Source organism: Actinoplanes flavus (assembly GCF_017592555.1).
GTDB lineage: Bacteria > Actinomycetota > Actinomycetes > Mycobacteriales > Micromonosporaceae > Actinoplanes > Actinoplanes flavus.
The window spans coordinates 208,460-231,470 of the sequence record NZ_JAGFNS010000004.1; the positions used below are offsets into that span (position 1 = coordinate 208,460).

Below are 23,011 nucleotides of genomic sequence, written 5' to 3' on the forward strand. Positions count from 1 at the left end.
CGGCGGATGAACAACACCGCGCTGCGGCAGCCGGAGCTCTGGCGCCCGCTCGTGTCCGCGCTGCGTGGCGGTGCGCCGGCGGGCACGCGGCAGATCGAGTTCCGCGGCACCGTCCATCCCGGTTCGTACGGCGGCTCGATCCTCGACGACGGCGAATCGCGCCATGGTGGCCGTTCTGTCATGGACGCGCTGGAACCGCTGACCGCTCTCGTCGACGGTCGCGGCGTCGCCCTCCGCGCCCTCGTGACCGCCGCGGGGGACGCCGAGGTGGACATCGTGGCGGGCGCGTGCCCGGTGTCGTTCGGGATGGGCAGCGCGATCCTGGAAACGGTGCTGCTCGTCGACAGGGCGGACCCTGAGCCGTACCGGCGGGCACCCGTCCGTCACGACGGGGTGACGACGTCGCCGAACGCCGACCCGGAGGCGGTGCGGGCGCTGGTACAGCGGTTACTGCCCGGCGCGCCGGCCGCGAGCCCGGCGGCGCTGGCGGCCGCCGAGTCCTCGCTGGGTGCCGCACTGCCCGCGGACGTGCGGGCACTGTATCTGTCGGCCGGCGCCGGCGACCTGGTGCTTCCGGCGGACCCGGACCTGTTCTACGGCATGAGCATCATCGCGCTCGATGACGCCGCGGCCCGGGAGTATCTGGAGCCGCGGTCCCGGTACGGGTCCTGGTCGGACGGCGCGATCGAGGTCGTCGCACCGGATCCGGCCGAGCGGGTGCAGCCGTTGGCCGCCTCACCGGCATGGTTCGCCGTCGGCGACGACTTCGGCGGCAATCTCCTCGTCGTCGATCTGGAACCCGGCCCACGCGGACACGTCGGGCAGGTCCTCTACGTGGACCACGAGATCCCCGCGGGCGCCCGCTGGCTCGCGCCGTCGCTGACCGAACTGCTCACCGGCCGGCCGAGCGAACCGGCCGACCCGAGCTCGGAGGACGGCCTGCTCGTCCGGGTCGGCCCGCGCGGCCGGACTGTCGCCGATGTCCGCCCGGGCGCCGAGGTGGTGGTCGTCAGCGCCGCGCCGGAGCCGACGGACCTGTCCGGTCTCGCCGGCCACGAGACGATGCGGACCCTGGTGGTCAGCCACTCCGCCACGGTCACGAACCTGGACGTGGTCACCACGTTGCCGTCGTTGGAGTACCTGGAACTCGGCACCACGAGCTGGCGACAGCTCTTGCGCGCCGACCGGGTGCCGCCGACCCTGCTGGCGGCCGGGATGCAGGGTCGCGCGGACTGGGACACGACCGTCGAGGTCGTCGACGCGCTGTTGGCTCTCTGGGGCCGCCCCCGCCTCGACGTGACACGTGTCCGGTTGCCCTCGGCCGGCTAGGCTCCCGCGCCGCCGTCGCTGCGATCTCCCGTCCTGCCGGCGGCCGTAGCGGCGGTCCTGGGCGTTCTGGCCACCGTCATCATCCTGGCGTTCTGACGTGGTGAGGCTCATGTTCGCGTGCCTGCCCCACGTGGACCGATCGAGAAACCGTTTGCGCGGTTCGCGCCGGAGTGTGAAGGATGCGCCTGTGACGAATCCTGAGCAGAATCGGCCAACCGCACTCATCACCGGGGTCGGCCGCACCGTCGGGATCGGCGCCGGCATCGCCGCCCGTCTGGCCGCCACCGGGTGGAACATCGCCTTCACCTACTGGACGCCCTATGACGACCGGATGACGTGGGGCGCCGAGGAGGGCGCCACCGAGGCGATCACGAAAATCCTCACCGGGTACGGCGCGGCCGTCACCGCCATCGAGGCCGACCTCGCCGACCCGGCGGCGCCCGCCACGGTCTACGACGAGGCCGAGCACCGCCTCGGGCCGGTCACCGCCCTGGTGATGTGTCATGCCGAGTCGGTCGACTCCGGCCTGCTCGACACCACGGTGGAGAGCTTCGACCGGCATTTCGCCGTCAACACCCGGGCCAGTTGGCTGCTGATCCGGGAGCACGGGCGGCGGTACCACGGCCGCCACGGTGACGGCCGCGTCATCGCGCTGACCAGTGATCACACGGTGGGGAACCTGCCGTACGGGGCGAGCAAGGGCGCGCTCGACCGGATCACCCGGGCCGCCGCCCACGAGCTGGCGCACCTCGGGATCAGCTGCAACGTGATCAATCCCGGTCCGATCGACACCGGCTGGATGTCCGACGAGGGCCGCGACCTGCTGCTGCGGCAGACGCCGCTCGGCCGCCTCGGCACCCCGCGCGACACCGCCGACCTGGTCGCCTTCCTCTGCTCGCCGGAGGGTCAGTGGATCAACGGCCAGTTGCTGCACAGCAACGGCGGATTCGCCTGACGTCGATGTTCCCTTTCCGATGCCCGGGTTGCGCGGCCCGGATGGCGGTCGACGATGCCGAGCGCGTCGGCGAACGCTGCGGCGTGTGTGCGACCGCGCGGATGTGGGAGTCGCTGCCGCCGGAGATCCAGGAGACGATCGACACGGCGATCCGTCGCGGCAACATGCCCGGTCTTTTCGCCATGCGCCAGGCGTTGCCGTCGTTCCGGATACCGCAGGCCCTGGACCTCCTCGTGTTCCGGCATGCCGCGCTGGGCATGGACGGATCGGTCTGAAGTACGGGATCCGGCCGGGACTTCAGCACGGGCCGGTTCCGGACCTCGCTCCGATGAACCGGCGCGTCTCCGTCGCGACGATGGGCGCATGCGGACATCGAACTGGCTCGTTCCTGGCGGGTTACTGCTTCTCGCCGCGGTTCCCGGGATCGCCGGGAGCCTGCGGTTGGCCGAATTCGCGGGTGGCGCCCAGGTGCTGCCGGACAGCGAGCGGATCACCTCGGCGCCGCTGCCGGTCATCGTGCACATCGTCAGCGTCCTGGTGTTCAGCGTGCTCGGCGCGTTCCAGTTCGCACCCGGGTTGCGACGGCGGCGCGCCTGGCATCGGGTGGCCGGGCGGATCGTCGTCCCGGCCGGTCTGGTCGCCGCGGCCAGTGGGCTGTGGCTGAGCCTGTTCCTGCCACGTTCGCCGATCGACGGCGACGCCACCGCCGCCGTCCGGGTCGTGGTCGTCGTCTACATGGCGGTGTCCCTGAGTCTCGGGCTGGCGGCCGTGCTGCGGCGGGATTTCGCCCGGCACCGGGCCTGGATGATCCGCGGTTACGCGATCGGGATGGGGGCCGGTACGCAGGCGTTCACCCAGGGGTTCTGGCTGGTCGCGGCCGGGCCGCTGACGATGTGGGGCAAGACCGGGACGCTGGCCGCCGGCTGGTTGATCAACATCGTGGTGGCGGAGCTGGTGATCCGGCGAACACGGTCTTGAGCGTCTGCTCAAAAATGCTAGGGTTTGAGCACTCGCTCAAAGGGGTGCCGTGGCCAGGATTCATGTCGAGACGATCATCAGAGCGCCGCTGGACGAGGTCTGGGACGCGACCCAGGACCATCGGCGCCACGCCCGGTGGGACGTGCGGTTCGGCCGCATCGACCCGGTGCCGGGCAGCGTTCCGGCGGCGTTCACCTACGCCACGGCGGTGCTGCCCGGTGTCGAGATCGCCGGGCACGGCGTGCACAGCGGGGAGCGGCGGCAGGCCGACGGCTCCGCCACGTCGGCGCTGCGATTCGGCTCCGCCGACCCTCGATCGTTGATCCGGGACGGGTCGGGCTACTGGCGCTACGTTCCGGTTTCCGGTGGGGTGCGCTTCCTGACGGGGTACGCCTATCGCACCCGCTGGGGGCGCACCGGCCGTCTGGTCGACCTGGTCTTCGGCCCGGTCTTCGGGTGGGCCACCGCCTGGTCGTTCGATCGGCTGCGGCTGTGGCTGGACCACGGTGTGTCCCCGGAGAGCGCCCGCCGCCGGGCTCTCGCCGAACTGTCGTCGCGCGCCGCCCTGATCGCCGCCGCCGTCACGTTCGACGGCCGCCCACTCGTCGTCCTGCTCGCGCTGGGGTTGGCGCTCGGCGTACCCCCGCATCGGCACACGCCCGCCGCACGACGATGCCGGCGCCGGCCCACCAAGGCCGACCCGTTCGACAGGCGTGCCCCGCTGGAAAGCCGCGTGGGGCTCGATTCGGGTGGTCCGCTGGAAAGCCGTGCGGGGTTCGATTCGGGTGGTCCGCTGGAAAGCCGTGCGGGGTTCGATTCGGGTGGTCCGCTGGAAAGCCGTGCGGGGCTCGATTCGGGTGGTCCGCTGGAAAGCCGTCGCGGGAGTGGATCCCGTGGCCCGCGAGGTCGGCGTGAACCGCTCATGATGAGTGGCCCGGCCGGAGAGGGCGACCCGCGATGACCTCGGTCTTCGAGCACGCCCTGCGTGCGGATTTCGGGCGGCTGCACCCACGGCTGCAACGGCGCTTCGGCGTCGACGGCGACCGTGACCAGGGCTGCGTCGGCACCGGCGTGATGGACCGGGTGTGGCGCGGTGGCGCTTTCACGGTGCCGTTCCTGCAATGCGGCACGCTGCGGCACATCCTGTTCCCGGAGACCGGCACCGGCATTCCGTTCACCATCGAGAACTACGCCTACCCGGACACGTTCGGCCGGCCCACGCTGACGTTCGTGCGGACCTTCCAGGTGCGGCCGCACCGGCGCCGCCGGTTCGACGCGACGATGGTGTACGACGGCGGCCGCGACACCGTGATCGACTACCTCGGCACCACCCAGCATCTGGCCGTCGACCTGGACGTGTCCGTCGACACCCGGGGTGGCCTGCGGATCCGCAGCGGGCCGCAGACGCTCCGCGGCGGGGTGCGCTGCCCGTCGGCGGTGACCGGCGAGGCCGAGGTGCACGAGTGGTGGGACGAGCGGGCCGAACGGTTCCGGATCCGGGTGACCGTCACGAACCGGCGGTTCGGGCCGCTGTTCGGTTACCACGGCAGTTTCACGGCGGCCTACGTCCCAGGCGGTTCGCCGGTTCCGGCCGCCGTCCGCCCGTTGCGGGAGAATCCGCGCGGCGGCCGGTTCCGGCCACCGGCTCTCGTACGGTCGCTGGGTCCAGATCAACCGGCCGCATGACCACGGCGGCACCGTCCGGCGGGCCGCCACCCCGGTCGTACCGGTCGGTCGCCGTCTCCCGGACCGGCCCGGGGGAGCTGAGCCTGACCCGCCGCTGACATCGAGGTTCGCGTCAGGAGACGGCCGCCGGGGCGACCGCGGCGGCGGGCTCCGTGCGTGGAGCGAACCAGCGGTCGTGCAGCCGGCGCAGCGGGGCCGGCGCCCACCAGTTCCCGTCGCCGAGCAGGCTCATGACGGCGGGCAGCAGCAGGCCGCGGACCACCGTGACGTCGAGCAGCAGCGCCACCGTCATGGCGAAACCGATCTCCTTGACCGGGATCAGATCGCCGAGCAGGAAGCCGAGGAACACCACGCCGATGCAGAGGGCGGCGGCGGTGACCACCGGGCCGGACTTCGTGATGCCGGCGAGGACCGCCCGGTCGCCCGGATGGCGATCCCGCTCCTCCGTGATCCGGGCGAGCAGGAACACCTCGTAGTCCATCGACAGCCCGAACACGAACACGAACAGCAGAACCGGTGTGGTGACGTCGATCGCGCCCCACGAGTCGAAGCCGAGCAGCGCGTCACCGACACCCCACTGGAACACGACGACCAGCGTGCCGAGCGTGGCGAGCAGGACCAGCGCGTTCATCAGCAGCGCCTTGACCGGGATCACCAGCGAGCCGGTCAGCACGAACAGCAACGCCACTGTGGAGAGCAGCACGATCAGCAGGGCGATCGGGAAGCGGGCCGTGACCGAGTCGCGGTGGTCGACGAGTTCCGCGGCGGCGCCTCCGACCAGCACCGGGAACGAGGGGTCCAGGGCCCGGATGGCGCGCACCGCGTCGCGGGCCGGCTGACCCGCGGTCTCGCCCTCCGTCGTGACGTCGATGACGGCCACCGGCCCGGTGATGTCGGGACGCGGCTGGATCCGCAGCACACCGTCGACCGTGTTGAGCGCGTTCAGATAGTCGCGGACGGCGGCGCCGGCCGGGTCGGCCTCCACGACCACGACGATGGGTTCGGCCTGACCGCCACGGAAGTCGCGCTGCACCGCTTCCTGCAGCTTGTGGGCCTGGGCCGAGGCGGGTAGCGCGCGGGCATCGGAGTTCTCCAGGTTGACCGCGAACAGGAACGGCGCCGACAGTGCGAGCAGGCCGGCCGTGACAGCGATCGCGACCGGCCCCGGCCGGAGCTGGGCGAATGCGGCGAGGCGGGCGAGCATGCCCGGCCCGGCGGCGGTGCGGCGAGCCGACGGCACGGGGATGCGGCTCTGCGCGACGGCGATCAGCGCCGGTACGGCGGTCAGCCCGGCCGCGGTGCCGAGGAGCACCGCGATCGCGCCGCCGAGCGCCATCGCGCCGAGCAGCGGTTCGGCGAACGCGGACAGGCCGACCATCGTCACGGCGACGGCGAGTCCGGAGATCAGCACGGTACGTCCGGCGGTCGCGGTGGTGCGGGCGAGCAGTTCCGCCACGGGCGCCTCGGGCGCGGCGTCGCGTTCCGCACGGAACCGGGCGATCACCAGGAGCGCGTAGTCGACGGCGAGCCCGATGCCGAGCAGGGTGACCACGTTGACGGTGAATTCGCTGACCTCGGTGAACGCGGTCAGCCCGGCCAGGCCGAGCAGTGTCACCGCCACGGTGGCCAGCGCGGCGGCGAGCGGGATCAGGCCGGCGACGAGACCGCCGAGGATCAGGACCAACACGATCAGCAGTACGACCAGCGCGACCGACTCGCCGAAGGCGGTGTCCGCGACGGCCTGGTCGGCGAACGCGCGTTCGGCCAGCTTCTCGCCGCCGACCAGCACCTCGGGCGCGTCGATGCGGTGCAGCGCGGACGCGACCGCATCCTCCACCCGTTCCCGCCGGTCGTCCGGCAGGCCCTCGTCCAGCTCGACGCGGATCATCGATCGCCGGTTGTCGGCACCGATCTGCCCGCCCGGAGCGCCGTACAGGTCCTCGACCGCCCGGACGCCGTCCATCGCGCGGATCTCGCCGGCGATCGCCGTGACGCCGGCGACCAGTGCCGGGTCCCACACGTCGCGCCCGCCCACGACGGCGACGATCATCGGGCCCTCGGGCTGCAACCGGTCGACCCGCAGCTCCGCGAGCCGCGACTCGGCGTCCGGCCGCAAGCTGCCGGTCGCGGCGAGCCGGTCGAAGACCGATCCGCCCAGAATCAGCCCGGCGGTGATCAGCACCAGCCAGACGCCGAGCACCACCCATCGGCGGCGAGCGCACCGACGACCCGAGTCCAGCCAACATCATCGGGACATGCAAGCACGAACGCCGTGACTCCATCGACGTGCATCAGCCGGATGTACGGGCAGTTGTGGCCGGTCGGCGGGCGGTCGAGTCGGACAGCCGACGGCTGGAGCAATCCGCATCCCATTAGGCTGCGTCAATATTCGGCGTGATTCCACTGTGGGGGGAGAAGCATGCCCGTGCTTCGGCGTGCACTCAATGGATTCGTCGCGCTGGCGACCGTGGTGGCGGTGTCGTCGTTCGTCGGCGCACCGGCCGCGACCGCGGTCGTGCTGCCGGCCGGCTTCCAGGAACAGATCGTCTTCAGCGGCCTGAGCTCCCCCGTCGGCCTGGAGTTCGCGCAGGACGGGCGCATCTTCGTCGCCGAGAAGGGCGGCCGGATCAAGGTCTTCGACGACCTCGCCGACACGACCCCCACGGTCTTCGCCGACCTGTCTGCCAACGTGCACAACCAGTGGGACCGCGGCCTGCTCGGCATGGCGCTGGCACCCGACTTCCCCGCCGACCCGTACGTCTACGTGCTCTACACCTACGACGCGCCGCCCGGCCGGAACGCCCCGGTCTGGAACGACGTCTGCGCCAACGCCAACGACGGTCGTTGCGTGGTCACCGGCCGGCTCTCCCGGCTGCGGGCCGCCGGCAACACGATGACCGGCACCGAGCAGGTGCTGCTGCACGACTGGTGTCAGCAGTTCCCCAGCCACTCGATCGGTGACCTCGCGTTCGGCGCCGACGGGATGCTCTACGTCGCCGCCGGTGACGGTGCGAGCTTCAGCGCTGTCGATTACGGTCAGTTCCCCTCCGGGGCGCCGACCAACCCGTGCGCCGACCCGGTCAACGAGGGCGGGGCGATGCGGGCGCAGGACCTCCGCACGGCGGCCGACGAGACCCAGTTGGACGGTACGCTGCTGCGGCTCGACCCGGCGACCGGCGCCGCGGCGCCCGGTAACCCGAACATCGGCTCCGACGACCCGGACACCCGCCGGATCGTCGCCAACGGTCTGCGCAATCCGTACCGGATCACCATGCGGCCCGGCACCAGCGAGACCTGGATCTCCGACACCGGGTGGACCACGTGGGAGGAGGTCAACCGGGTCGCCGACCCGACCGCGGGCGTGACCAACTTCGGCTGGCCGTGCTGGGAGGGCAACGCCCGGCAGCCCGGGTACGACAACGCCAACCTGCCGGTCTGCGAGGCCCTCTACACGGCACCGGCCGGCACGCACACCGCGCCGTTCGTCGCCTGGAACCACTCCAGCAAGCTCGTCGCGGGCGAGACCTGCCCGACCGGCAGCTCGTCGTCGACCGGCGTGGCGTTCTACCCGACGGCCGACGGTCCGTACCCGGCCGCGTACCGCGGCGCGGTCTTCTTCGCCGACTACTCGCGCCGATGCATCTGGGCCTCGCTGCCGTCCACGCCCGGTGCCCTGCCCGACCCGGCGAACCTGCGGACCTTCGTGTCCGACGCGGCCAGCCCGGTCGATCTCGAGGTCGGCCCCGGCGGTGAGCTCTACTACGCCGACCTGGGCGGCACCATCCGGCGGGTGCGTTACTTCCCGGGCAACCAGCCGCCGACCGCGGTCATCGACGCGACCCCGACGCAGGGCCCGGCGCCGCTGACCGTGACGTTCAACGGCACCGGCTCCACCGACCCGGACCCGGCCGACGAGGGGCGTCTGCGGTACGCCTGGGACTTCACCGACGACGGGGTGACCGACTCGACCTCGGCGACGGCGACGTTCACGTACACCACGGCCGGCACGTACACCGCGCGGCTGACGGTGACCGACACCCTGAACGTCACCCACACCAGCACGATCGCCGTCACACCCGGCAACGAGGCGCCGACCGCGATCATCGACACGCCGACCGTGGGCACGACCTGGAAGGTCGGCGACACGATCGGCTTCACCGGCCACGCCACCGACCCGCAGCAGGGCACCCTGAACGCGTCCCGCCTCGACTGGGACCTGGTCATGCACCACTGCTCGGCACCGGACAACTGCCACGAGCACGCCATCCGTAGCTGGACCGGCGTGGCGTCCGGATCGTTCGAGGCGCCGGACCACGAGTACCCGTCCTACCTGGAGCTCGAGCTCGTGGCCACCGACCAGGAGGGCCTGACGCACGCCGTGTCGCGCCGGCTCGACCCGAAGACGGTCGACCTGACGTTCGACACCGTGCCGTCCGGCCTGCAGCTCACCGTCGGCCCGGCGTCCGGCACCACGCCGTTCACGCGGACCGTGATCCAGGGTTCGGCCAACTCGGTGTCCGCGCCGTCGCCGCAGGGCTCCTCGACGTTCGCGTCCTGGTCCGACGACGGATCGCAGAGCCACGTCATCACCGCGCCCACGGCCGCGGCGACGTACACCGCGACCTACACGACAGCCCCGGTGCGGCAGCGGATCGGCCACACGGCGGTCGGTGCGTCACTGGACAGCGGCGACATGAACCACATGAACGGCTCGCGATTCGTCACCGGGGCCGACCCGGCGCCGGTCACGTCCATGTCGGTCTACCTGAAGGCCGTGCAGGCGGCGCCGAACAACCAGTACCAGCTCGCCGTCTACGCCGACGCGAACGGCTCGCCCGGCGCCCGAGTGGCCACCAGCGCGCCGGGCACGCTGACCGCGAACTCGTGGAACACCAGCCCGATCACGGCGACACTGGCGCCGAACACGGCCTACTGGCTCATGTACAACACCAACGGCGACAACAACATGAGCTACGACGCCGGCATGGCCGACCAGGGTGCGTGGAGCGCCGCCACGGCGTTCGGCACCTGGCCGGCGACGTTCGGCCCGGCCAGCCGGTGGAACGCGAAGTTCTCCATCTACGCGACCACCGGTGCCGACACCACGGCACCCCGGGTGACCGCCACGACCCCATCCGACGGCGCCACCGGGGTGGCCGGGAACGCGCCGATCACCGTGCGGTTCAGCGAGGGCCTGGCGACCGGCACCGTCACGGCGGCGAACCTGGAGCTGCGCGGCCCGGGCGGCACGCTGGTTGACCGGACCGTCACCTATGATGCGGCCGAGCAGGCGGCGACGATCACGCCGTCCGCGGCACTGGCCGCCGCCACCCGGTACACGGTCACCGTCCGGACCCGCGTGACCGACGAGGCGGGCAACGCGCTCGCGACCGATCACCCGTTCTCGTTCACCACGGCCGACCCGAGTGCTCCGCGGTTCGGGTACGACCAGGTGGGCGGCTCCCTGGATGCCGGCGACATGAACTACATGAACGGCTCGAGGTTCGTCAACGGCACGTCCGCGCTGACGATCAGCCAGATCTCGGTCCACCTCAAGAGTGTTCAGGCCGCGCCGGCCGACCTGTACCAGGTGGCGCTCTACACCGACGCCAACGGTTCACCCGGCACGCTGGTCGCGTCGAGCACGTCCGGCACGCTGACCGCGAACTCGTGGAACAGCCGTCCGGTCGCCGCGACACTGGCGCCGAACACGGCGTACTGGCTCATGTACAACACCAACGGTGACAACAACATGAGCTACGACACCGGCAGCGCCAACCAGGGCGCCTGGAGCGCGTCGCGCCCGTTCGGAACCTGGCCGGCATCGTTCGGCACGTCGTCGCGCTGGACCGCGAAGTTCTCGATCTACGCCTCGTGACGCTGATCGGCCCCCGATGAGCAAGCCTGGCTTGCAGGATGATGCGGCGAGGTCTGCAGCTTCTCCACTCGCGGCCGCGGTCGCGGACGGCAAGCCGAACGCTCAGATCGCGGCCGAGCTGCATCTCACCGTCCCCACGGTCAAGGGCTACATCAGCACCATCCTGGCCAAGACAGCGACCACCAACCGGGTCCAGCTGGCCCTGGTCGTCCAGGCCGCACACCTCTGAGGCCAGGGCGTGGGCTCGGCGTCGGTGTGTGGCAGCGCGGCGAGGGTGAGCACGGTCGCGGCCACCGAGCCGGTGAGGGTGGGGATGCGGACGCTCGCGGTCACGGCGGTCCGGGCCGCCTGAGGAGTAGCCTCAAGTGCCGGCACCTTGCTGCCGGCCGAGGTGGTGACCATCATGGTTCGGTCCGGTGGCCCGGCGGCGTCCGCGGAAGGCCACCACAGCCGGGTGAATCGAGAACCGGTAGAGCGAGGGTGGGAGGCCCGCGCCCGGCTGCGACGTGTGCAGCAGGGCTTGATCGATGCGGAGATGCGTGCCAGCCGCCGCGTCATCCTCGCCGGGTTCCGTCACCGGTTGCGCACCGACCCGCAGACCCTTGTCGCGCAGGACTTCCTGATGCTGGCCGACCGGTCCGTGGTGCTCACGGCGATCGTCATCGCCGCCGGGTCGGTCACCGACGCCCGTGACCTCCCGGGTTCCGGATCTGCGCACGGGCCTTCTGCACATCGTGCGCCATCACGGCCTCACGCCGGCGTTCCTGCGATGCTTCGCGGCCGTGCCGCCGGCCTGGGGCACGGCGCCGGCCACCGGCGAGCCGGTCCTGATCGGCGATGTCACCACCAGCCCGATCTTCGCCGGGCAGCCGGCCCTGGCGGTGATGCTCGCCGCCGGTTTCCGCTCCGTGCACTCCTACCCGTTGCGTGACGAGCACGGTGCCCTGCTGGGCATGCTGTCGCTGTACTACCGCGCCGCCGGCCGTCACCCCGGCCAGGGGCGCCTCGCCTGGGCCGCGACCCGGGCCCTGACCGAGGTGAGGTCGACGTCCTCGCCGTCGCCGGCGCCTCCCGCGACGTGCCCCGTCACCTGATCGCCGGGGCCGGCCACCCCATTCGTGCCGTGCTCGAGCGCCTCGACCCCGACGACCTCGGGGCCGAGCCACGGTGCGGCGCGGCCGGCCGGTTTCGGCCAGCCGCTCGCCGTGGTGAGGCCCGTGATATGCGGTACGCCGACCACGGGTTCCGGTCTGGCGCATGGCTGCCTGCCTCGTGATCCGGATGCCTACCCAGTTCGCCGGAGGTCGCCGGCGAAATGGGCCCCCGATGATTCCGGCTCCGGTCCGCGTCGCAGGTCATGCTTCGGTGTGGTGTGGACTTCGCTCGCGCGTACCCATGCTGACCGATGCCGTCCTCGTTTCGTCCTCGATCGATCCCTCGTGGCCGGTCTGCCTTTCGTAGACTGCTCCGGAGCTGATGCGGGCGGGGAGGCGGCATGGAGTTCGGGATCCTCGGGCCGCTCGAAGTCCGGCAGGACGACAGGCGGATAGCGATCGGCGGGACCAAACAGCGGCGGGTTGTCGCGACCCTGGTTCTGCATGCCGGCCGGGTGGTTTCGCTGGACCAGTTGACCGACGCCGTGTGGGACGGTGAACCCCCGGTCACGGCCCGTAAGCAGATCCAGAACGCGGTGTCGGCGCTGCGGCGTACACCGGTGGGCGCGGTGCTGGCGGCGGTGGGCCCCGGGTATGTGCTACGCGTCCCGGATGAGCAGGTGGATGCCGGCAGATTCGAACGATGCCTGGCCGAGGCGCATGCGGCCCGAGCCCGCCGCGATCTGACGTACGCGGCCGAGACGTTGCGGGCCGGGTTGGCGATCTGGCGTGGTCCCGCTCTCGCGGGCGTCGGGGGCAGAACCGCGGTGACTGCCGCGGGACAGCTCGAGGAGAGACGGTTGTCGGCCGTCATCGCGTGGGCCGAGATCTCTCTCGAGCTGGGATCGCATGGCGCCGTCGCCGATGGGCTGAGCGCCGAACTCGATCGATACCCGCTGTGTGAGCCGCTGGCCGGTCTGCTGATGCTGGCGCTGTACCGTGCCGGGCGTGCCGCCGAGTCGTTGGTGTGCTACCAGCGGATTCGCCGCACGATCGCGGAGGAGCTGGGGGTGGACCCGGGTCCTGAGCTACAGAGCCGGTATCACGGGATCCTGGCCGCCGACCCGGCGCTGGATCACCGGCCCGGGGCTTCGGCGCCACGCAACCATCTGCCCCGGGACATCGGGCATTTCACCGGCCGCCTGGCCGAACTGGAGCGGCTGATGTCCGTTGCGGCCCGTGGCGGCGTGACGGTCATCCAGGCCATCGACGGAATGTCCGGGGTCGGCAAGACGGCCATGGCGGTGCATGCGGCACACCGGCTCGCCGGACGGTTCGGTGACGGCCAGCTGTTCATAGATCTGCACGGGCACACCGCCGGCCGTGATCCCTTGACCGCCGACGAGGCCCTCGACGTGCTGCTGCGCGCCGTCGGCGTGCCCGACGCCCGGATCCCGAAGAGCCTGGACGAGAAGGCCGCGACGTGGCGGGGTGAGCTGGCCGGCCGGCGTGTCCTGGTGGTCCTCGACAATGCGTTGAACACCGCCCAGGTCACGCCGCTTCTGCCGGGGTCGGCCAGTTGCGCCGTCATGATCACCAGCAGGCGCCGGTTGACCGGACTGAACAGTACGGAGGTGATGTCGCTGGACACGCTGCCCCCGGACGACGCCGTCGCCTTGTTCCGTGCGATCGCCGGACCGGACCGTTGCGCGGCCGAACCAGCGGCAGTCGCCGCGATAGTCCGGCTCTGCGGCCATCTGCCTCTGGCGATAAGCATCGCCGCCGCTCGGCTGCGGGCACGTCCGGCATGGACGTTGCTCGACCTGGTCGAGCGGCTGACCGGTGATCATAGTCGGACGAAGGTGCTCCAGTCGGACGACTGGGGCATCAATGCCGCTTTCGCGCTGTCGTATCAGCACCTCGCCGATGCTGAGCAGCGCATGTTCCGGTTGCTCGGCCTGCATCCGGGTGCCGACATCGATGTCTTCGCCGCGGCGGCGCTGGCCGGCCTTCCCGTGGACGAGGCCGAGCGCCTGCTCGATGCCCTCTGCGACATGCACCTGCTGACAGCGCATCTCCCCGGCCGGTACCGTCTGCATGATCTGGTGCGCGACTTCGCCCGGGCCGGCGTCGAAGCCGACGAGCCCGCATCGCGACGGTCGGCGGCATGCGACCGCCTCCTGGACTACTACCTGCATGTCACTCACATCGCCGCCGAGGTGGACAACCCCATGCGGCCCCGCCTCGGTGCCGGCCCTCGATACCGGCCGGCTGCCGCCCCCGACCTCTCCCGAACGTCGGAGGTTCGGTCGTGGGTCAACGCCGAACACGCCAACCTCCTGGCCGTCGCCCGGCTGGCGGCGCGGCACCGGGCCGGCGACGGTGGCTGGCAGCTTCCTCGCAACGTGGGATCGCTGCTGTACGAGAACGGCCAGCACTCAGCCAGCCTGGAGGTGTTCAGGATCGCGCTGGCGGCGTGTCCGCCCGGGACCCCGCCCGCGGTGAGGGCCGCCTGCCTGTTGGACGTCTCCCTGATGCACAAGGTGCTGGGCCAGTACCGGCTCGCACTCGACTTTCTCAACGAAGGCTCGGCCGATGCCGTTCGGTCCGGCGATCGCGACGGCATCGCCCGCTCGCTGATTCACAAGGCCGACCTGAGCAACCTCATCGGGTCGTTCGCCGATGCCGTCGCCTACGCCACCCGCAGCCTCGAGCTCTACCACGAGCAGGGCGACCTGTGGCGCGAAGCGGTGGCCTTGACGGTGCTGATGGATGCCCTGAGCCGGCTGGGGCGCGATCGTGAGGCGATCGAGGCCGCGGATCGGGCGGCCCTGCCTCTCGACGGCTTCGCGAACCTGCGACAGGCCGGCGTCGTTCTGAGCCGGCGAGGCACCGCCCACAGCCGGCTGGGCGAACACGACACCGCGATCCGGCTGCTTCGGCAGAGCGTGGAGCTCGCCCGGCAGGGCGAGGACCGGCGCTTCGAAGCCGACTACCTGCACCGGCTCGCCGAGGCGACGCGACGATCCGGCCGGCCGCACGCGGCACGGGAACACGCGGTTGAGGCACTCGCCATCCTCGACGACATCCCCGACCCGGTGGACCTGGCCGAGACGCACAACGTCCTGGGTGCGATCCACAGCGACATCCATGAGTACGAGGTCGCGCTCACGCACTACCGCCGAACGCTGGAGATCACGACGACTGTCGAATACCGCGTGGCGAGGGCGCACGCACACGACGGGACCAGCCGGTGCCTGACGGCGCTGGGCCACCCGGACGCACACCTGCACCGGCGACACGCTCTGGCGATCTACTCCGAACTCGCCGTCCCGGACGCCGATGCCGCCCGGCCGGGTTCCGGCTCCCGGGCCGCTGCCGGCGGGTGACCCACCGGCTAGAGTGCCGCGTGTGCGGGTTGTGGTGACGGGGGCGTCCGGTTTCATCGGCGGGCATCTCGTGCACGCGCTCACCGGGCAGGGCCACGACGTGGTGCCGGTCGACGTGAACGGCCCGGACCGATGCGATCTCGCCACCGACGACCTGACCGCGCTGGCCGGGGCCGATGCGGTTCTGCACCTCGCCGGCCGGCCCGGGGTGCGGGCGTCGTGGGGTGACGGCGCGGCGGCCACCTGGCGGGACAACGTCACCGCCACCGAACGCCTGCTGGCCGCCTGTGCGGCCACCCGGCCCCGCTTCGTGCTGGCGTCGAGCTCCTCGGTGTACGGCAGCGCCGACCGCCCGTGCGCCGAGGACGACCCGATCGACCCGCGCAGCCCGTACGCCGCCTCGAAAGCCGAAGCGGAACGGCTCGCGCACGAGGCCGCGGCGGACGGCCTGCCGGTCGTCGTCCTGCGCTACTTCTCGGTGTACGGGCCCGGACAGCGCCCGGACATGGCGTTCCACCGGTTCATCGAGGCGGCCCTCGACGGCTCGCCCGTCCCGCTGTACGGCGACGGCGCCCAGAGCCGTTCGTTCACCTATGTCGCCGACGTCGTCGACGCGACCGTCCGCGCCGCCGGGACGCCGCTGCCGCCGGGGACCGTCCTGAACATCGGCCACCCCACGACGACCAGCCTGCGCGACGCCCTCGACCGCATCGGCGGGCTGCTCGGCACCCCGGCGCCGACCGTTCCGAAGGACGTCGCGCCCGGTGACGTGGCCCGCACCTGGGCCGGCACCGATCGCGCCGCCGAACTGCTCGGCTGGACGGCGACGACCGGCCTGGACGAGGGCCTGGCCGCACAGATCGACTGGCATCGGGGGAGACGCCGTGCATAGGGCCGCGTATCTGGCTTTCGACCGGTTCCCGTCGGCCAAGGGCTCGGCCGTGCACATCCGGCACATGGCGGCCGAGCTGTTCGACCGGTACGGCGGCGGCCTGCTCTGCGTGCTGGGTGGTGGCGAGTTGCCCGCCTACCAACGGGAAGGCGGCGTGGAGATCGTCCGGTTCACCGACGTGGTGCCGAACCTGCTGGACCGGGCCGAGGCGTTCTCCCGCTGGGCCGCCGACCGGCTCGCACCGCACCGCGACACCCTGGAGATCTGCCACGTCCGCGACCCGTGGGGTGCGCTGCCCGCCCTGTCCACCGGCGCCCGGCTGGTCTACGAGGCGAACGGGCTGCCGTCGATCGAACTGCCGTACGCGTGGCCGCTGGCCGCACCCAGCACCCTTGCCAAGATCCGTGAACGGGAGGAGCGCTGTCTCCAGGAGGCGGACGCGGTGGTCGTACCGTCGCGGGTGATCGTGAAGGCGGTGACCGGCCGCGGCGCCGCGCCGGACCGCGTGCATCTCGTCCCGAACGGCGCCGACCCGGTGCCGGCCGACGTGCCGCGACCACCCACCGCGCCGGACCGTTACGTGATCTACGTGGGTGCGCTGCAACCGTGGCAGGGCGTCGACGTGCTGCTGCGCGCCTTCGCCCGGCTCGCCGACCGCACCGATCTGACCCTGGTCGTCTGCTCGTCGGTGTCCCCGGCGCGGGCCCGTCCGCTGCGCCGCCTCGGCGAACGCCTCGGTGTCCGGATCCAGTGGGAGCACCAGATTCCGCACGCCGACGTGGCCGCCTGGCTGGCGCACGCCGACCTGTCGGTGGCCCCGCTGACCGCCGGCCCCCGCAACCTCGACCAGGGATGCAGCCCGATCAAGGTGTGGGAGTCGATGGCGGCCGGAACCGCGGTGGTCGCCTCGGATCTGCCGGTGATCCGCGAGGTGCTCGGCGACCACGGCCGGCTCGTGCCGCCGGACCGGCCGGCCGAACTCGCCCGCGCCATCCGGGTGCTGCTGGAGTACCCGGACGCCTGCCGGGAACTGGGCGAGCGCGCCCGCCGCCACGTCGAGGCCGGGTTCACCTGGAAACACGCGCGCGCCAGGCTGGCCGACGTGTACGACCGGGTCGAGGCTCACTGATACGGTCCGGGTCATGTTCTGGCGCAAGCAGAAGGCGGCCATCGCGGGATTCCACCCGCTGCACCAGGCGCTGATCTTCGAACGGGGGTTCGCCGCGACCCATCCGGCCGCCGAGTGGAGTGCTCTGGCCGCCAGCCTGCACCGTCACGCCGGACTGATCCGCCGCTCCAAATGGGCGCTGCCGCACCGGGCGATCGACGTGTTTCTGCCACTGCTCGCCGCGGTCTGCGAGGACCTCGGGCCGAAGGGCGTCCTCGCGGTCACGGCCGACCTGCGCGGCATCCACGTCCCCGCCAAGTCCCACCCGGCCCGGGACATCCCGGTCCGGCCGCCGGCCCGCTCGGCGACCGAGACGTGGTCGATCGACCCGTGGCTGCGCCTGCACGCCGGCCTGCGCGACGGCAGCGGCCTGGACATCCTGGTCGTCGACCGGCAGCGCCTGCGCCGCGTCACCAAGCGGGGCAGCAGCGGCAAGACCAAGATCAAGCGGAAGACGCAGCTCACCCAACTGATCAGAGTCCGCCGCCGGCTTCCGCGCGGCGTGGCCGGGGCACGCCCGCAGGTGCCGCCACCGGCCTGGATCGGCGTGACGCTGCGTGACGGGGAGCGTCGCAGCGTGCTCGCCGCCGCCAAACTGCCGCGGCTGCCGCAGTCCGCCGACGAACAGGTTGACCGGATCCTGACGGTCGCCACCGAAACCTTCCGCTGGACCAGGTGAACACCATGACGCCCTGCGCGGTCACGACCGGCTTCTTCACTCTCGGCAAGTGCGGGCAGATGGCGGTCGCCGGCTGTCCCGCCTGTGGCCGGGCCGTCTGCGCCGACCACCTCGCCGACGGCGGGATGTGCCCGGAGTGCGCGGCCGCCCGCCGGCAGTTCGGCCATCCGGCCGCGGCCGCCGCCGCCCGGCGGCGCGCCTACCGGCACCGGCAGGCCCAGTACTACGGCGACGCCGGCTACTACAGCGGTTTCGACGACTACGACCGGGCGGCCTTCGAGCCCGGCGCCGCCGCCCACCAGGACTACCTCGACGACGGCGACGACGCCCTGGTGGACAGCTGAATGCGGCTGCTCTGGATCACCGAGAACTTCCCGCCCAGCCCCGGCGGCATGGCCAACTCCTGCGACCGCATCGTCCGCGGCCTGCGCGGGGCCGGCGTCGACGTCGACGTCGTCCACCTGAGCCGCCGCGGTACCGCGCAGCGGGTCACCGGCGTGCGGACCGTGCCGCTCACCGACGACCCGGAACACGCGCTGCGCCTGCTCTGGACCAGCCTGGCCCCGGTGATCGGCGACTACACCCACATCGTGGCGTTCGGCGGCACGTACCCGCTGTTGTCCGCGCCCGTCTACGCGGCCTGGTCCGGGCTGCCGCTGATCACCCTGCTGCGCGGCAACGACTTCGACACCGGCATGTTCTCGCTGCGCCGCCAGCCGGTCGTCCTCGAAGCGCTGCGCTCGTCGGCCCACGTCTGCGTCGTCGCCGCGAACACCGCGCCGCTGGTGTCCGCGCTGGCCCCGCACACCCCGGTCACCTGGGTCGCCAACGGCATCGACACCGTCGAGTGGCGGATCCTGCCGTCCGAGCGGCGCACGGCACAGGCGTGGCGGGACGAGCACGTGGCGCCGGGGAAGCGCACCGTCGGCGTCGTCGGCCAGCTGAAGAACAAGAAGGGGGTACGGCTGCTGCTCGACGCCGTCGCCGCGGGCCGGCACGACCTGCACGTCGTCCTGGCCGGTGACCTCGAACCCGGCATCGGCGAATTCCTGGCGGCCCACCCGGAGATCGCCCACACGGTCCTGCCGTTCCAGGACCGCTACCAGCTGCTGTCCGTCTACGCCGCCTGTGACCTGGTGGCGCTGCCGTCGTTCTACGACGGGCTGCCCAACGTCGCCCTCGAGGCGGCCGCCCTCGGCATCCCGCTGCTCGCCTCCGACGCCGGTGGGCTCGCCGACCTGGTCGACGACACGATCGGGTTCCCGTTCCCGGCCGGTGACCCGCACGCCTGCCGGGCGGCCGTGCACCGCGCCGCGCACGCCACCGCCGACCAGCTGGCCACCCTGGGCGCGGCCGCCGCGCGGCGGGTCCACGACCGGTTCGGGGTGGCCGCCGAGACCGAGGGCTACCTGAAGGTCCTGGCCGCCGTGTCGTGATCGTCTGCTATGCGCAGGGTGGCGGGCTCGGCCACCTCACCCGGATTCGCGCCTACCTGCACACCTGCCACGGCGACGAGCCGGCGACGATCCTGAGCACGTCGCCGTTCACCGCCGACCCGCGGGTGCTCGGCCCGCACCGGCTGATGCCCACGTCGGCGCTGCACACGCTGCGCCCGTCGGTGCTGGTGGTGGACGCGTTCCCGGCCGGCATCGACGGCTCGCTGTCGGCCGCGTCGGTTCCGCCGGGGACGGAGACCGTGCACCTGGCGCGGCTGCTGCGCTGGGACGTCTACCGCCCGCTGATGCCACCGAACCCGATCCGCTACGACCGGATCTGGGCGGTCGAGGAACTCGGCGACTCCCCGCTGACCGCCTCCGGGCCGCTCTCCCTGGCCGACCCGCCGGCCGCCGAGGACCCCGATCCGGCCGGCGTCGCGGACGGCGCCTGGCTCATCGTTCACTCCGGGCCCCCGGCCGAGATTCAAGAGCTCATCGGGTACGCCCGTGACTGCGCCAACCTCGAAGGCGCCCGCCCCCGGTTCGTGCTGGTGGCGCCGCATCGCCCGGCCGGTCTGCCGCCCGATGTCGGCCACCTCGACCCGTACCCGGCGTGGCCGCTCTTCGCCCGTGCCGAGCGGGTCGTCACCGCGGCCGGATTCAACGCGGTCCGCCAGATGCGGCCATGGCGTGACCGGCACCTGATGCTGCCGTTCCCGCGCCGTTTCGACGACCAGTTCAGCCGAGCCGCCCGCGCCCGCCCGGCCGCGGGAAGGGCCGGGTCGTTCTCCCGGCACTTCGATGAGCCGCCCGCGCCCGCCCGGCCGTGGACTCGGCGGAAGGTGAGCTGACGGGCCGGCGGCGGCACCCGGCGTGACACCACCGGAATGCGGGCCGGTGCCCGGTTGGGAGGTCAACGGGCCTCGCCGTCACCCGTCCGCGGCGTGCCGGCTGCCAGTTCCGCCACGGTGTGCGCACGGATGCCGGGCAGGGGCGCCGCGGCGAAACGGTCGGCGACGGCGCGGACATGAGTCTCGGCGGTCTCCGCGAGCCCGTCGTAGACGGCGACGAACAGCTTCCGGGCCGGTTCGCGCAGCCAGTTCGGCGGGAGCAGACGGCTGGGCAGTTGCGGGTCGAGGATGGGTAGACGCCGGTACATGTCCATGACGTCGGTACGGACGCGAACCGCTTCCGCGCCGGTGACCTGTCCAGCCTCCATCCGGGGCAACGTCGGGCTCCAGCGCCGGATGAACGATTCGTACTCCGCGGCGATCGCCGCGGTGTCCCAGGCGTCGATGGGGGCGCGCTCGCCGGCAGCCCGGAAGTCGGCGTGCCGGGCGCGGAACATGGTCATGGCGCCGGGGGCGAAAGGCGCCAGTTGTGCCCGGATCTTGTCGGTGAGATCGCGCGGCGAGACCCACAGGCCGTCGTACAACGGCGCGAAGCCCATCCACCGGAGCTGCGCGCGCAGCCCTCGTCGTTGAGCGCTTTCGGCCTGCGGCAACGAGAAGGCGATGAGCGTCCAATGCTCGTCCCACGGCAGATCGCCGTCGGCGGGCGAGACGATGGCGCTCCCACCGACGGCGAGAAAGGTGGCCGCGGCCGTGGTCAGCCGGTAGGAGCTCTGCCTGCCCTGCCGGCGGCCCTCGAGCACCCCGCGGCGGGCGAGCCGGCTGATGGCGGCCCGGGCCGCGGCGCTGCTCACGCCGCTCTCCGACAGCAGGGCGACGACCGCGGCCGACGGTATCCACGCCCTGGTGCGCAGGGTGTAGTCCGCCAGCAATGTCACCGCCAGTTCCTGGGACGAGGTCCCGGCCTGGCGGCGCGGCAGTCGCACCGAGCCTGCGGCGTCGTCGGGAAAGATCTCCTCGATGTCGTACGGGCTGGTCACTGGCAGCGCTCCGGCAGATCTTGGCGATGTTGACCTTCGACTGTAGACCGTCGGCCGGGACGCCCCATCCCATAGATCCATAGCAATCGATTGACAGTTTCTTGACCTCCGAGGAAGCTAAGTGACATTCGACGCCTGCGGCGCCGGGTCACGCGACGGCCGGGGCACAGCGATGTGCGCCGGCGCCTGGCCCCCGCGCCTTATCCCCGAGGAGTCACGAGCATGAAGATCAGATGGAAGTCGCTGCTGGCCGCGGCCGGCGCGCTGGCCCTGGCCGGGTTGGCCGTCCCGGCGGCACGGCCGGCGTTCGCGGCCTCGTTGACCGAGGTCACCGCGTTCGGCAGCAACCCGGGCGGTATGCGGATGCACGTCTACGTGCCGGACGTCCGCCCGGCCGCCCCGCCGATCGTCGTGGCCATGCACGGCTGCGGCGGCTCCGGTCCCGGCTTCTACTCCAGCAGCGAGTTCGCCTCGCTCGCCGACCGGTACGGGTTCATCGTGATCTACCCGTCCGCGATGCAGGAGGCCGGCTTCGGCAAGTGCTTCGACACCTGGTCGTCGGCTGCGAAGACACGCGGCGGCGGCAGCGACCCGGTTTCCATCGCATCGATGGTCTCCTACGCCGGGCGGCAGTACGGCGCGGACCTGAACCGCGTGTACGCCACCGGCAGCTCGTCCGGCGGCATGATGACCCAGCACATGCTCGCCCTCTACCCCGATCTGTTCAAGGCCGGAGCGTCCTTCATGGGCGTGCCGTTCGACTGCTTCGCCAACGCCGCCGACTATCCGCCCGGCGCGAGTCAGTGCACCGGTGGTTCGATGAACCGCACCCCGCAGCAGTGGGGCGACGCGGTCCGCCGGGTCGACACCGGCTACACCGGCCCGCGCCCGCGGGTGCAGCTCTGGCACGGCACCGCCGACACGCTGGTGCCGTACCAGCTGCTCCAGGAATCCATCGAGCAGTGGACGAACGTGTTCGGGCTCAGCCAGACGCCCACGTCGAGCGACACCCCGCAGACCGGCTGGAACCGCCGTCGCTACGCCGATTCCACGGGCACCGCCCAGGTCGAGGCGTACAGCGTCCAGGGCGCCGGCCACACCTTGCCCTCCAGCGGCATGGCCGCCGCGGCCGTCGCCTTCTTCGGGATCACCACCCCGCCGTCGACTCCGCCGTCGACCCCGCCGTCGACCCCGCCCTCGTCGTCTCCGGGCACCCCGGCGTGCCGGGTCACCGACACCGTCAACGCCTGGGACCGGGGCCTCACCGCGACGATCACCATCACCAACAGCGGCGCCGGGAGCATCAACGGCTGGTCCCTGGTCTTCACCCTGCCGGCCGGGCAGACGATCACATCCGGGTGGAGCGCCACCTACTCCCCGCAGTCCGGACAGGTGACGGCACGCAACGTCGGCTACAACCCGGTCATCGCCTCGAACAGCTCGATCTCCATCGGCTTCCAGGCGACCCATACCGGAAACACCGCGAAGCCCACGTCGTTCACACTCAACGGCAACCCCTGCGCGGTGGGTTAGCGCCGGCGGGCCGGACCGGATGACGACGTGCCGCGGGGGAGGGGGGGGGGGGGGGGGGGGGGGCGCCCCGCGGCGCCCCCCCCCCCCCCCGGCCGCCGGCCCG

20 protein-coding genes are annotated in these 23,011 nt (G+C 72.1%); 17 read left to right on the forward strand and 3 right to left on the reverse strand.

Translation table 11 applies throughout. The features are described from left to right. Positions 1-6 precede the first annotated feature (6 nt). From J5X75_RS08180 to J5X75_RS08205, 6 genes are all read left to right on the forward strand, one after another. Positions 7-1,329 (forward strand): SMI1/KNR4 family protein, encoded by a 1,323-nt coding sequence (locus J5X75_RS08180; RefSeq protein WP_208466700.1) that lies wholly within the window; start codon positions 7-9, stop codon positions 1,327-1,329. A gap of 187 nt (positions 1,330-1,516) precedes the next feature. Beyond that, positions 1,517-2,284: an SDR family oxidoreductase gene (locus J5X75_RS08185; protein ID WP_307797981.1), complete on the forward strand. Its 768-nt coding sequence runs from the start codon at positions 1,517-1,519 to the stop codon at positions 2,282-2,284. Between the two features lie 5 nt (positions 2,285-2,289). Continuing rightward, entirely contained in the window at positions 2,290-2,559 is a 270-nt protein-coding gene (locus J5X75_RS08190; RefSeq protein WP_208466701.1) for a hypothetical protein, read from the forward strand. Positions 2,560-2,647: 88 nt separating this feature from the next. Continuing rightward, positions 2,648-3,262 (forward strand): DUF2306 domain-containing protein, encoded by a 615-nt coding sequence (locus J5X75_RS08195; RefSeq protein ID WP_208466702.1) that lies wholly within the window; start codon positions 2,648-2,650, stop codon positions 3,260-3,262. A 49-nt stretch (positions 3,263-3,311) separates the two neighbouring features. Further along, positions 3,312-4,223, forward strand: coding sequence for an SRPBCC family protein (locus tag J5X75_RS08200; protein ID WP_238487521.1), 912 nt, complete (start codon positions 3,312-3,314; stop codon positions 4,221-4,223). After that, positions 4,220-4,948 carry a DUF4166 domain-containing protein gene (locus J5X75_RS08205; RefSeq protein WP_208466703.1) on the forward strand — a complete coding sequence of 243 codons (729 nt, stop codon included), beginning with the start codon at positions 4,220-4,222 and terminating at the stop codon, positions 4,946-4,948. Before J5X75_RS08200 ends, J5X75_RS08205 begins: the two co-directional genes overlap by 4 nt. A gap of 112 nt (positions 4,949-5,060) precedes the next feature. On the opposite strand, the gene J5X75_RS08210 is transcribed toward J5X75_RS08205, so the two are convergent. Further along, on the reverse strand, positions 5,061-7,148 hold the full coding sequence (locus J5X75_RS08210; protein ID WP_307797982.1) for an MMPL family transporter: 2,088 nt from the start codon (positions 7,146-7,148) through the stop codon (positions 5,061-5,063). Between the two features lie 219 nt (positions 7,149-7,367). Here J5X75_RS08210 and J5X75_RS08215 point away from each other — a divergent pair, with 219 nt between their 5' ends. Together J5X75_RS08215 and J5X75_RS08220 are read left to right on the forward strand one after the other, a co-directional pair. Further along, the gene (locus J5X75_RS08215; protein WP_208466705.1) at positions 7,368-10,826 is read left to right on the forward strand and encodes a PQQ-dependent sugar dehydrogenase; all 3,459 of its coding nucleotides are present in this window, start codon (positions 7,368-7,370) and stop codon (positions 10,824-10,826) included. A 31-nt stretch (positions 10,827-10,857) separates the two neighbouring features. Beyond that, positions 10,858-11,055 carry a LuxR C-terminal-related transcriptional regulator gene (locus J5X75_RS08220; protein WP_208466706.1) on the forward strand — a complete coding sequence of 66 codons (198 nt, stop codon included), beginning with the start codon at positions 10,858-10,860 and terminating at the stop codon, positions 11,053-11,055. A 132-nt stretch (positions 11,056-11,187) separates the two neighbouring features. Here J5X75_RS08220 and J5X75_RS08225 read toward each other — a convergent pair whose 3' ends face one another. Further along, entirely contained in the window at positions 11,188-11,544 is a 357-nt protein-coding gene (locus J5X75_RS08225) for a hypothetical protein (RefSeq protein WP_208466707.1), read from the reverse strand. Positions 11,545-11,560: 16 nt separating this feature from the next. Between J5X75_RS08225 and J5X75_RS08230 the strand changes: the two genes are divergently transcribed. The 8 genes from J5X75_RS08230 to J5X75_RS45370 all read left to right on the forward strand — a co-directional run bounded on the left by J5X75_RS08230 (position 11,561) and on the right by J5X75_RS45370 (position 20,335). Further along, positions 11,561-11,920, forward strand: coding sequence for a GAF domain-containing protein (locus J5X75_RS08230; protein ID WP_208466708.1), 360 nt, complete (start codon positions 11,561-11,563; stop codon positions 11,918-11,920). Between the two features lie 401 nt (positions 11,921-12,321). Next, positions 12,322-15,309 carry an AfsR/SARP family transcriptional regulator gene (locus J5X75_RS08235; protein ID WP_208466709.1) on the forward strand — a complete coding sequence of 996 codons (2,988 nt, stop codon included), beginning with the start codon at positions 12,322-12,324 and terminating at the stop codon, positions 15,307-15,309. A 22-nt stretch (positions 15,310-15,331) separates the two neighbouring features. After that, complete coding sequence (locus J5X75_RS08240) at positions 15,332-16,201, forward strand: NAD-dependent epimerase/dehydratase family protein (protein WP_208466710.1); 870 nt, start codon at positions 15,332-15,334, stop codon at positions 16,199-16,201. Further along, entirely contained in the window at positions 16,194-17,330 is a 1,137-nt protein-coding gene (locus tag J5X75_RS08245; protein WP_307797983.1) for a glycosyltransferase family 4 protein, read from the forward strand. The genes J5X75_RS08240 and J5X75_RS08245 overlap by 8 nt, the downstream gene beginning before the upstream one ends. 13 nt (positions 17,331-17,343) lie before the next feature. Next, positions 17,344-18,048 carry a hypothetical protein gene (locus tag J5X75_RS08250; protein ID WP_208466711.1) on the forward strand — a complete coding sequence of 235 codons (705 nt, stop codon included), beginning with the start codon at positions 17,344-17,346 and terminating at the stop codon, positions 18,046-18,048. Then, positions 18,045-18,392, forward strand: coding sequence for a hypothetical protein (locus tag J5X75_RS08255; protein ID WP_208466712.1), 348 nt, complete (start codon positions 18,045-18,047; stop codon positions 18,390-18,392). Before J5X75_RS08250 ends, J5X75_RS08255 begins: the two co-directional genes overlap by 4 nt. Beyond that, on the forward strand, positions 18,393-19,484 hold the full coding sequence (locus tag J5X75_RS08260) for a glycosyltransferase family 4 protein (RefSeq protein ID WP_208466713.1): 1,092 nt from the start codon (positions 18,393-18,395) through the stop codon (positions 19,482-19,484). Then, complete coding sequence (locus J5X75_RS45370; protein ID WP_208466714.1) at positions 19,481-20,335, forward strand: hypothetical protein; 855 nt, start codon at positions 19,481-19,483, stop codon at positions 20,333-20,335. The genes J5X75_RS08260 and J5X75_RS45370 overlap by 4 nt, the downstream gene beginning before the upstream one ends. A 62-nt stretch (positions 20,336-20,397) precedes the next feature. On the opposite strand, the gene J5X75_RS08270 is transcribed toward J5X75_RS45370, so the two are convergent. Beyond that, positions 20,398-21,375 (reverse strand): PaaX family transcriptional regulator, encoded by a 978-nt coding sequence (locus tag J5X75_RS08270; protein WP_208466715.1) that lies wholly within the window; start codon positions 21,373-21,375, stop codon positions 20,398-20,400. 222 nt (positions 21,376-21,597) lie between these two features. Between J5X75_RS08270 and J5X75_RS08275 the strand changes: the two genes are divergently transcribed. Then, the gene (locus tag J5X75_RS08275) at positions 21,598-22,908 is read left to right on the forward strand and encodes an extracellular catalytic domain type 1 short-chain-length polyhydroxyalkanoate depolymerase (protein ID WP_208466716.1); all 1,311 of its coding nucleotides are present in this window, start codon (positions 21,598-21,600) and stop codon (positions 22,906-22,908) included. Positions 22,909-23,011 lie beyond the last annotated feature (103 nt).